Source organism: Kitasatospora sp. NPDC004614, from assembly GCF_042873675.1.
Classification (GTDB): Bacteria; Actinomycetota; Actinomycetes; order Streptomycetales; family Streptomycetaceae; genus Kitasatospora.
In genome coordinates, this window is sequence record NZ_JBIALR010000013.1 from 215,403 (window position 1) to 226,584 (window position 11,182).

The following is an 11,182-nucleotide window of genomic DNA, read 5'->3' on the forward strand; positions in this document are numbered from 1 at the left end:
CCACTCGCGTGACGGGGCGTTGCCGCAGCCGACATGTGAACAGCCGATGTCCCCGGGGCCGTTCGGCCCGCCGCACGCCGCACGCGCCGCCGTACGGCGGCCCAACCCGCCCCATACGCAGCGGACGGCCCAGTCGGCCCGGCCGCGAATCCGGAGCAGAGCAGCATTGAGCAGCCGCGAATCTGACAACGCCCACCCGCAGCCCCGCCGCGGCGGCCCCGACGCGTACCCGTCGGGCACCCCGCCGTACGGCACCGGCCTGCCCGGTGGACTTCCGGACCCCGCCGCCGCACGGACCGCTCCCGGCGCCCGCGCCGACGAGGCCGACGGGCCGAAGACGGAGACCACGCTGACCACCCGGATCCGGATCAACATCCCCGGCTCCCGGCCGATCCCGCCGGTCGTGGTGCAGAGCAAGGTCAAGGACGAGAAGCCCGCCGAGCCGGCCGGCCCGCGCCACCGCGGCGGGGCCGGCGGCGACCCGGTGCTCGGCGTGATGGACGCCGGCGCCGGCCGCGGCACGGCCACCCCGCCGAAGCTGCCGCCGGAGTGGCAGGAGCCCACCGCGCCCAAGGCCTCCGAGTCGGAGTCCACCGGCGAGTGGTTCAAGCCCCGGCAGAAGAGCCGTCAGGAGCCCGCCCCGGCTCCCGCGCCGGCCGCCCCCGCGGCCCCGGTGGCGGGCGGCCCGGCCGGCGGCCCGCAGGCCGCGCCGCGCCCGTCCGGCGCCCCGGCCTCGCCGTTCGCCCCCGCCGCCGAGCCGTCGCAGCAGCAGGCGCCGGTGCCCGGGCAGCAGCGGCCGATGGCCGCTCAGGACCCGTACGCGGCCGAGCAGCAGCCCGAGCAGCACCACCAGCAGCAGCCGATGGCCGCTCAGGACCCCTTCGCGGGCCGTCCGCGGGCCGCCACGCCGCAGCGCCGGCAGCAGCAGGCGCCGCAGGGCGAGCCGTTCGCCGCCGCCCAGGACCCGTACGCCGGTGCCCAGGAGCCGTTCGCCGCTCAGGAGCCGTACGCCGCCCAGGAGCCGCAGGGCGAGCCCTTCGCGGGCCCCCAGGACCCGTTCGCCGCCGAGGCCCCGGGCGCGGCCCGGCCGCAGCGCGGTGGCGTGCCGGGCGGCCAGGGCGCCCCGGCCCCGTTCCCCGGTGGCCAGGACCCGTTCGCGGCCGAGCCGGCCGCCGCCCAGGGCCCGGGCGCGGAGCCGGAGGACACCCAGATCGGCGGCTTCGACCCAATCACCGGCGAGGAGCCGCCCCGGGGCGGTGCGATAGCCGCTGACCCGCCGACCACCCAGCTGTTCCTGAACGCCCCGAAGACGCCGTCCGGTCCGGCCGCGGCCGACCCCTTCGCCGCCGACCGGCCCCGTCCGGCGAACGGCAACGGCAACGGCGGCAACGGCGGCGGCCGGTTCGCCGACCTGCCCGAGGCGCAGCCGTTCCCCGGCGGGCCGCGGGCGGCGACGCCCAGGCGCGACCTGTCGAACGACCAGCCGCCGGTGGAGCCGGAGGAGGCCGAGAAGCCCGCCCCGAAGAAGCCGGCCGCCAAGAAGTCCGGTGGCGGCAAGGCCAAGAAGCTCATGGTGACGGGCGTCGCCGGCCTGGTGTTCCTGGGCGCGGCGGCGTACGGCGCGGGCCTGATGATGAATCAGTCCGACATTCCCAAGGGCATCACGGTGCTGGGCACCGACATCGGCGGCGACTCCCGCGACCAGGCGGTGACGGCGCTGGACGGTTCGGTCGGCAAGGCCGGGCAGCAGCCGCTGCGGCTGAAGATCGGCGAGCAGTCGGTGACCCTGGACCCGGCCAGTGCCGGTCTGAGCTTCGACACCACGGCGACCGTGGACGGGCTGACCAAGCACAGCTACAACCCGGTCGAGGTGCTTTCCTCGCTGACCGGCAGCAGCAAGGCGGTCGAGCCGCAGGTGCGGGTGGATAAGGCGAAGCTGAAGGCGGCGCTGGACGACCTGGCCTCGAAGTCCGGGCAGGGCCTGCAGGAGGGCTACGTCAAGTTCACCGAGGCGGGCGCGGGCGCCGCCGTCGTGGTGCCGGGCAAGGCCGGACAGGGCCTGGACTCCTCGTCGGCCGCCGACAAGGTCGAGCAGTCCTACCGGGACCGGGCGGCCGGCAAGCCGGACGCCGAGGTGGCGCTGCCGCTGACCGACGCCAAGCCGAAGGTCGGTCAGGACGCCCTGCAGGCCGCCGCGGACAGCATCGGCAAGCAGGTGCTGAACGGCCAGATCACCATCTCCGCGGGCACCAAGCAGTTCAACTTCGGCAAGAGCACCGCGGCGAAGGCGCTGACGCTGGTCCCGGACGCCTCCGGCAACGTCGTCCTGAAGTGGGACCTGGACGAACTGACCAAGGCCCTCGGCACCACCTTCGACAAGGTGAAGATCACCAAGGCCGGCCAGTCCTCCGCGATCACCGCGCAGGACGTGGCGGACGCGGTCGGCCAGACCATCGCCAAGACGGGCCGGGACCGGGCGTACAAGTTCGCCGGCTGACCCGCCGTCAACACCCGCGCCGGGCCGGGGCTCCACCGTCGGAGCCCCGGCCTTCGGCATGCTGGCGGATCCTCGCCAGTGGCGTCCCAGAACGGGACGAAACGGGCGGCGGGCGGGGTGGCCGCGCCGCGTTATCAAGACTTGATCGACCGCTGGTCGACAACTTGTCGTACCGATACGCAAGATGTGCCGCGTGCCGAGACCCTCCGCCCCGCGAAGCCGCCGCGCCCTCGCCCTGACCGCCTCGGTGGCGGTACTGTCCTTCGCGCTGTGCTCCTGCGCTTCGAAGAGCGGGTCGGACGACGGCGGATCCAGGGTTCCGACGGGCGGCGACGCCCCCCGGATGACGCAGCAGGCGCTGAACGCGAAGCCGCGCACGGCACTGCGTCAGGGCGGCACCCTGAACTGGGCGATCGACCAGTACTCCGGCCAGTGGAACCCGATCCAGGCGGACGGCCCCGAGGTCTCCACCAACGACGTGGCCAAGGCGCTGCTGCCGACCTTCTGGCGCTCCGACGCGGGCGGCATGCAGACCCCCAACCCGGCCTACCTGACCGACGCCACGAGCGAACTGCGGCAGGGCAAGCAGACCGTGGTGTGGACGCTCAACCCGAAGGCCCACTGGTCCGACGGCACCCCGATCACCTGGCGCGACCTGCAGGCCGACTGGCAGGCGCTGAACGGCCAGGACCCGGCGTACCGGACCGCCTTCAGCAACGGCTTCGACCAGGTGGAGAGCGTGGTCCGCGGCCAGGACGACCACCAGGCCGTGATGACCTTCCGGGAGCCGTACTCGGAGTGGCAGGCGATGTTCAACAACGCCGGCAACGCCCCGCTGCTGCCCGCGAAGTACATCGCCACGCCGGAGCTGTTCAACACCTCCTTCAAGGGACGCTTCCCGGTCACCGCCGGTCCGTTCAAGGTGGAGAGGATGGACCCGGAGGCGCGCACCGTCACGGTGGTCGCCGACCCGGACTGGTGGGGCGACAAGCCGCTGCTGGACCGGATCGTCTTCAAGGCGATCGACACCGGGAAGATGCCGCAGGCGTTCGCCGCCGGCACGGTCGACTACTACAACAACGGGCCCAACACCGAGGGCTACCGGATCATCGGGTCCACCCCTGGCGGGGAGGCCCGCCGGGCCGGCGGTCCGAACCTGCGGCACCTGGTGCTGAACGGCCGCAGCCCGCTGCTGGCCGACCCGAAGCTCCGGCAGGCGCTGGTCCGGGCGATCGACCGGGCGGAGATCACCCGCACCGACCTGGCCGGCCTGGACTGGCCGTACGTGCCGATGAACAACCACTTCCTGGTGCCGTCCCAGCACGGCTACCAGGACAACTCGAGCGGCCTGAGCCGCTTCGACCCCGACGCCGCGAAGGCGTCCCTGGACTCGCTGGGCTGGAAGCTCGGGCCCTCGGGCGTCCGCACGAAGGACGGCAAGGAGCTGACGCTGCGGTTCGTGGCGCCGGCCGACAACAACCTGGCCGCCAACGAGAGCGCGCTGGTCACCCGGATGCTGGGACAGGTCGGGGTGAAGGTGACGGTGCAGACCGTGCCGGCCGGTGAGTTCTTCGACGGCTACGTGTACAAGCACGACTTCGACCTGACCGCGTTCGCGCTGATGGGCACCCCCTTCCCGGTCTCCAACTCGATCAGCACCTTCCAGCAGGACTCCGGCTCCAACTGGTCCCAGGTGGGCACCAAGGCGCTCGACCGGGCCATGGCGGACGCCGCCAAGGCCGACAGCGTGGACGACCGGACGACGGCGCTCAACCGGGCCGACGCCGAGGCGTGGGAGGTGGCCGGCATGGTTCCGCTGTACCAGCGCCCGGCCATTTACGGCGTCCGGAAGAACCTCGCCAACCTCGGCGCGGCCGGGCTCGGCGACCTCGTCTACGAGAACATCGGGCTGCTGAAGTAACGCCCGCGCGGCGAAGTCCCGCCAATGGCGAGAAATTGCCAGGCGGTCGACGCCGGGCCTGCCGCCCGAATTGGGTGACCCCTACCCATGAATTCGCTCCGGCATGCCCGAAAACGCAGGTGTCCGATTATCGGACACTCAATTGCCGAGCCCAATTCCACCGAATAACACCAAAACGGACACGGGGTCTACGCGCGTCGCAAGATCGGCCCGCTGAACTCGCTGTCCAGATAGCGGACCTGACAGTTCATCGTTACGGACACGTGAACGAGCCTTGATCACGTTTGTCCGGTTTTGACCGTCTCGATCGGAGGCTGTCAAGAGTTCAGGAACTACAAAGTGGTTGACATTCCAGCACGAAGCAGGAAATGGGCCCCTGACAACTGAGGAACTCTTGACGTTCGATAAACGACTTGCAAGAGTCCATTCATCCAAGTTCTTACTCCTTGCTTCTGCACGGACCACGGTCGGGAGCTTTAGCACCATGACGACGCCTACTGGGGCCACGACGGACGGGGACACCCCCGGGTCCACGTCGGACCTCGCGGACAACGCCTCGGCCGACGCGCCCGCCGAACCCGGCTTCCGCGGCCTCTCTCCCGGGAAGCTGATGTGGCGCCGCTTCCTCCGTGACCGCACCGGCGTAGTGAGCGCCTGCGTGGTGCTGTTCTTCATCCTGGTGGCGATCTTCGCGCCGCTCATCTCGATGATCTACGGCAACGACGCGCAGACCCACTACGGCCAGGACGACCCGACCCTGCTGACCGACTCCGGTCTTCCGGTGGCCCCCAACGGCGGCATGAGCGGTGACTTCTGGTTCGGCCTGGAGCCGGGCCTCGGCCGGGACATCATGATGCAGCTGGTCTACGGCATCCGTACCTCGCTGATCATCGCCTTCGCCACCTCGATCCTGACCACCGTGATCGGTGTCGCGCTCGGCTACCTGGGCGGAAAGGCCGACTTCTTCATCGGCCGCGTCATCGACGTGCTCATGTCGTTCCCGTCGCAGATCTTCCTGATCGCCACCATGCCGGTGGTCACCAGCCTGCTGGTGAGCAAGAACGAGAAGGTCCCGGAGTGGCTGCCGTTCGTCGCGGTGACCATCGTGCTGTCGCTGCTCGGCTGGATGGGCCTGGCCCGCATCCTGCGCGGTACCGCGCTGGCGCTGCGCGAGCGGGAGTTCATCGAGGCCGCCAAGGTCACCGGTGCCTCTCCGATGCGGATCATCTTCAAGGAGATCCTGCCCAACCTGTGGACCCCGATCCTGGTTCAGGCCACCCTCGCGCTCCCGGCGTTCGTCACCGCCGAAGCCGGCCTGTCCTACCTCGGTGTGGGCGTCAGCGAGCCGGTCCCCGACTGGGGCCGGATGATCGCCGACGCGGCGAACTACCTGCGGACCGACGTCACCTTCCTGCTCTTCCCGGGCCTTGCCATGGTGATCTTCGTTCTCGCCTTCAACCTGCTCGGCGACTCCGTCCGGGACGCCTTCGACCCGAAGGCCAACCGCTAGCAGGTCCTCAAGACTCCGGGGGGATGGGAAAGCCAGCCCCGGGCACCCCACTGCACATAGTCACTACACCTACCCCAGGCAGGATGAAGATGAGTTCTCGCAAGTCGCGGCTCGCTGCAGCCATCATGGTCGCCGGGGCCCTGACCGTCACCACGGCGTGCTCCAGTGGCCACTCCAACAACGACCCGAAGGCGAGCGGCTCGAAGGACCCGGTTGCCGCCACCACGATCTCCGTCGGCACCGCCGAGGACTCGAAGGGTCCGGCCATCCCCGAGCCCGGCGCGAAGAAGGGCGGCACGGTCAACATGATCGACCGCGACGACTTCTCGCACCTGGACCCGGCCATGGTCTACATGAACTACAACGCCGAGGCCTCGCTGCTGTTCACCCGTCAGCTGACGGGCTACAAGACCGCCGCGGACGGCTCGCAGAAGCTGGTCGGCGACCTGGCCACCGACACCGGCACCACCACCGACGGTGGCAAGACCTGGAAGTTCACGCTGAAGGACGGCGTGAAGTGGCAGGACGGTGCGCCGATCACCTCGGCCGACATCAAGTACTCGATCGAGCGCACCTACGCCTCGTTCATCAAGGGTGGCCCGACCTACATCCAGCAGTGGATCTCGGGTGACAACTACCGCGCCGCCTACACCGGTCCGTACGACGGCAAGGAACTCGACGCGATCACCACCCCGGATGACAAGACCGTCATCATCGCGTTCCAGGACGTCCACCCGGACGCCAACTTCACCCTGGCCATGACCGGCTACGGTGCCGTGCCGAAGGCCCACGACACCAAGGAGGAGTACGACAAGAAGCCGTTCTCCTCGGGCCCGTACCAGATCACCGAGCACGTCACCGACCGCTCGCTGGACCTGGAGCGCAACCCGAACTGGGACGGCGCCACCGACCCGATCCGGAACGCGTACCCGGACAAGTGGCACATGACCTTCGGTGTCCAGACCCAGCAGTCCACCGAGCGCTTCATGGCGGACAACGGCGACGACAAGAACACCTTCACCTTCCACAACACGGTCAACCCGACCTACGTGGACAAGGTCAAGGGCGACGAGAAGCTGAAGTCCCGCACGCTCGAGGGTCTGACCCCGTACGTGGACTACTACTACATCAACAACAGCCGCATCAAGGACCAGAAGGTCCGCGAGGCGCTGGTCAAGGCGTTCCCGCACCAGCAGACCCGCCAGCTGCAGGGCGGCACCTCCTACGGTGACTACGCCACCTCGTACATGAGCCCGACCGTCCTCGGCTTCGAGTCGTACGACCCGTTCGACATCAAGAAGAAGCCGCAGGGCGACATCGAGGCGGCCAAGAAGCTGCTGACCGAGGCGAACGCCCAGGGCCAGACCATCGTCTACGCCTACAACAACACCCCGATCCAGCAGAAGGTCACCGAGGCCATCCGCACCAACCTCGAGGCCGCCGGCTTCAAGTTCGTGCCGCACCCGCTGGACTCGAAGACCTACTACGACGCGATCCAGCAGGTCAACAACGAGTTCGACCTGTACTGGGGTGGCTGGGGCGCCGACTGGCCGACCGGTTACACCTCGCTGCAGCCGGTGTGGGACGGCCGCATGATCGCCGACGGTGGTCAGAACTACGCCCACGTGAACGACCCGGAGATCAACGCCGCCATGGACGCGGCGGTCAAGATCGCCGACCCGATCGCCCAGGGCAAGGCGTGGGCCGCGATCGACAAGAAGCTGCAGGACAAGGCGTACTCGATCCCGGACGTGTACCAGCGTTCGCTGAGCCTGTACGGCTCGGGCCTCGGCGGCGTCAAGTTCGACACCCTGGCCGGCCTGCAGTCGCCGCTCAACATCTACGTCAAGTAGTAGTCATCACCGAGCAGTAGCTCACGGTGGGGCACCGGCACGACCTGCCGGTGCCCCTCCCCGATCAGGAGAGCCCGTCCGATGCTCCGATTCCTCGTCCGCCGATCACTCGGCGCTCTCGTCATTCTGGTGATCGTCTCGATGGTCACCTATGCGCTGTTCTTCGCGATCCCGGCGGACCCGGCGCGGCTCTACTGCGGCAAGATCTGCACGCCCGAGAACCTCGCCCTGATCAGGCACGACATGGGCTTCGACAAGTCCCTGCCGGTCCAGTACTGGAACTGGCTGAGCGCCATCTTCACCGGTGGCACCTACAACAACGTGGCCTGCTCCGCCCCGTGCTTCGGCTACTCCTTCGACAAGAAGGAACTGGTCGGCAGCATCCTGGCGGACCGCTTCCCGACCACCCTGTCGCTGACCGCCGGCTCCGCCGTGATCTTCCTGATCTTCGGCATCGGCACCGGCATGCTGGCCGCCCACAAGCAGGGCAAGCCGGCCGACAAGATCGCCAGTGCCGCCTCGCTGATCGTCTCCTCGATGCAGATCTACGTGGCCGGTCCGCTCGCGCTGGTCGCCCTGGTCTACAGCACCGACCTGCTGGACCAGCCCACCTACGTGCCGATCACCCAGGACCCGGTCGGCTGGTTCACCGGCCTGCTGGTCCCGTGGATCGTCCTGTCGCTGATCTGGACGGCCAACTACACCCGTATGACCCGCTCCTCGATGGTCGAGCAGCTGTCCGAGGACTTCGTGCGGACGGCGCGCGCCAAGGGCATGTCCGGTACCTCGGTCTTCATGCGCTACGCCTGGCGCGGCGCGATGGGCACCATCGTCACCGTCTTCGGCATCGACCTCGGCGTCCTGCTCGGCGGCGCGATCATCACCGAGACCACCTTCAGCCTGCACGGCCTGGGTGAGCTGGCGATCCACTCCTTCAACGACTCCGACCTCTCGCTGCTGGTCGGCGTCACCGTGGTGGCCGCCACGCTGATCGTGTTCTTCAACATCATCGTCGACGCCGCCTACGCCCTGATCGACCCGCGCATCCGCCTGGCCTGACCGGCCGCACCCCAGGCCGACCCAGCAGTCCCGACCTCACGTACCGCACCGAGGAGCCCAGTCCATGACCACCCAGGCCAAGCCCGAGGAGGCCTCGTCCGCCGGCAGCGGCGGCGACAAGCCGTTCCTCTCAGTCCGCGACCTCTCGGTCCGTTTCAGCACCGAGGACGGCGTGGTCCGGGCCGTGGACAACCTCTCCTTCGACGTGTCCCCGGGCAGCACGCTCGGCATCGTCGGTGAGTCCGGCTCCGGCAAGTCGGTGACCAACCTGGCCGTACTGGGCCTGCACAACCCGGACCGGACCGACATCACCGGCTCGATCAAGCTGGACGGCCAGGAGCTGGTCGGCGCGTCCAACCGCGAGCTGGAGAAGCTCCGCGGCAAGACCATGTCGATGATCTTCCAGGACCCGCTGACCGCGCTGTCGCCGTACCACACCATCGGCAAGCAGATCGGCGAGACGTTCCGCAAGCACACCGGTGCCTCCAAGAAGGAGTCCCGGGACCGGGCCATCGAGATGCTGACCCGGGTCGGCATCCCGCAGCCCACCACCCGGGTCGACGACTACCCGCACCAGTTCTCCGGCGGTATGCGCCAGCGCGCGATGATCGCCATGTCGCTGGTCTGCGACCCCAAGCTGGTGATCGCCGACGAGCCGACCACCGCGCTGGACGTCACCGTCCAGGCCCAGATCCTCGACCTGCTGAAGGACCTTCAGCAGGAGATGGGCACCGCGATCATCCTGATCACCCACGACCTGGGCGTGGTGGCGCGCACCGCGCAGAACATCATGGTGATGTACGCGGGCCGGGCCGTGGAGCGCGGCACCGTCCGCGAGGTCCTGAAGGCCCCGCAGCACCCCTACACCTGGGGCCTGCTGTCCTCGATGCCGAGCCTGACCGGCGACGTGGACCTGCCGCTGCGTCCGGTCCGCGGCACCCCGCCGAGCCTGATCAACCTGCCGACCGGCTGCCCGTTCAACCCGCGCTGCGACTTCGTCGAGCAGGTCATCGGCGGCGGCTGCACCTCGGAGCGCCCGCCGCTCGCCCCGGCCACCGGGCACGCCGCTGCCTGCCACCTGAGCGCGGCGAAGCGGCAGGACATCTTCATCGACCAGATCAAGCCGCGGCTCGGCTGAGAGGGACATCATGAGCAACGAACTGACCCTCGAAAAGCCGGGCGGCGCCGCCACCGGTTCCGGTGACCCGCTGCTGACCATCAAGGGCGTGCAGAAGCACTTCCCGGTGATGGACGGCTTCCTGTTCAAGCGCCAGGTCGGCGCGGTGCACGCGGTGGACGGCGTGGACCTGGAGGTCTACGGCAGCGAGTCGGTCGGCCTGGTCGGCGAGTCCGGCTGCGGCAAGTCGACCCTCGGCCGGCTGGTGACCCGCCTGCTGGAGCCGACCGGCGGCGAGATCCGCTACAACGGCCAGGACATCACGCACGCCTCCCGCAAGGAGCTGGCGCCGATCCGGTCCGAGATCCAGATGATCTTCCAGGACCCGTACTCCTCGCTGAACCCGCGGCACACCGTCGGCACGATCATCGGCGCCCCGATGGAGATCAACGGGATCAACCCGAAGGGCGGCATCCAGCGCCGGGTGCAGGAGCTGCTGGAGACCGTCGGTCTCAACCCGGAGCACTACAACCGCTTCCCGCACGAGTTCTCCGGCGGCCAGCGCCAGCGCATCGGCGTGGCCCGCGCGCTGTCGCTGAACCCGAAGCTGATCGTCGCGGACGAGCCGGTCTCGGCGCTGGACGTCTCCATCCAGGCGCAGGTCGTCAACCTGCTCCAGGAGCTGCAGCGCGAGCTGGGCATCGCCTTCCTGTTCATCGCCCACGACCTGTCGGTGGTGCGCCACTTCTCGCAGCGTGTCGCAGTCATGTACCTCGGCAAGATCGTCGAGATCGCCGACCGCAAGTCGCTGTACGAGTCGCCCCGCCACCCGTACACCCACGCGCTGCTGTCCGCCGTGCCCGAGGCCGACCCGGACGACAACCGCGAGCGGATCCGGCTGACCGGTGACGTCCCGTCGCCGCTCAACCCGCCGTCGGGCTGCCGCTTCCGCACCCGCTGCTGGAAGGCGCAGGAGAAGTGCTCCGTGGAGGAGCCGCCGCTGATCCAGCTGTCCGGCAACGTCGCAGGTCACCTGACCGCGTGTCACTTCCCGGAGGACGGCTCGACGGCCGCCGTTCCGGAGCAGCGCGCCTGATCCCGCGTCACGTCCGAAGAGGGCCCTCACCGCTCGGCGGTTTCTAGGGGTCGTTGCAACACGTGGTCGGTTGTCTAGGCCGCGATGAGTTTATGCAGGCGCTCGGCTGGGGTTTCCCAGCCGAGCGTT

7 protein-coding genes are annotated in these 11,182 nt (G+C 69.2%); all 7 read left to right on the forward strand.

The annotated features are described in order from the left end of the window. Positions 1 to 166: 166 nt before the first annotated feature. The 7 genes from ACFYST_RS25355 (at position 167) to ACFYST_RS25385 (ending at position 11,053) form a co-directional block, all read left to right on the forward strand. Positions 167 to 2,497: a hypothetical protein gene (locus ACFYST_RS25355; protein ID WP_387865655.1), complete on the forward strand. Its 2,331-nt coding sequence runs from the start codon at positions 167 to 169 to the stop codon at positions 2,495 to 2,497. Positions 2,498 to 2,690: 193 nt separating this feature from the next. After that, positions 2,691 to 4,418 carry an ABC transporter family substrate-binding protein gene (locus tag ACFYST_RS25360; protein WP_387865658.1) on the forward strand — a complete coding sequence of 576 codons (1,728 nt, stop codon included), beginning with the start codon at positions 2,691 to 2,693 and terminating at the stop codon, positions 4,416 to 4,418. Between the two features lie 484 nt (positions 4,419 to 4,902). Then, positions 4,903 to 5,928, forward strand: coding sequence for an ABC transporter permease (locus tag ACFYST_RS25365; protein ID WP_387865661.1), 1,026 nt, complete (start codon positions 4,903 to 4,905; stop codon positions 5,926 to 5,928). 89 nt (positions 5,929 to 6,017) lie between these two features. Next, complete coding sequence (locus ACFYST_RS25370) at positions 6,018 to 7,781, forward strand: ABC transporter substrate-binding protein (protein WP_387637694.1); 1,764 nt, start codon at positions 6,018 to 6,020, stop codon at positions 7,779 to 7,781. Positions 7,782 to 7,862: 81 nt separating this feature from the next. Next, a complete protein-coding gene (locus tag ACFYST_RS25375) occupies positions 7,863 to 8,840 on the forward strand; it encodes an ABC transporter permease (RefSeq protein ID WP_387637697.1) in 978 nt (325 codons plus the stop codon). Positions 8,841 to 8,904: 64 nt separating this feature from the next. Continuing rightward, a complete protein-coding gene (locus ACFYST_RS25380) occupies positions 8,905 to 9,978 on the forward strand; it encodes an ABC transporter ATP-binding protein (RefSeq protein WP_387637700.1) in 1,074 nt (357 codons plus the stop codon). Positions 9,979 to 9,988: 10 nt separating this feature from the next. Further along, positions 9,989 to 11,053, forward strand: a complete 1,065-nt coding sequence (locus tag ACFYST_RS25385) for an ABC transporter ATP-binding protein (RefSeq protein ID WP_387637702.1) — start codon at positions 9,989 to 9,991, stop codon at positions 11,051 to 11,053. The last annotated feature ends 129 nt before the right edge of the window (positions 11,054 to 11,182 follow it).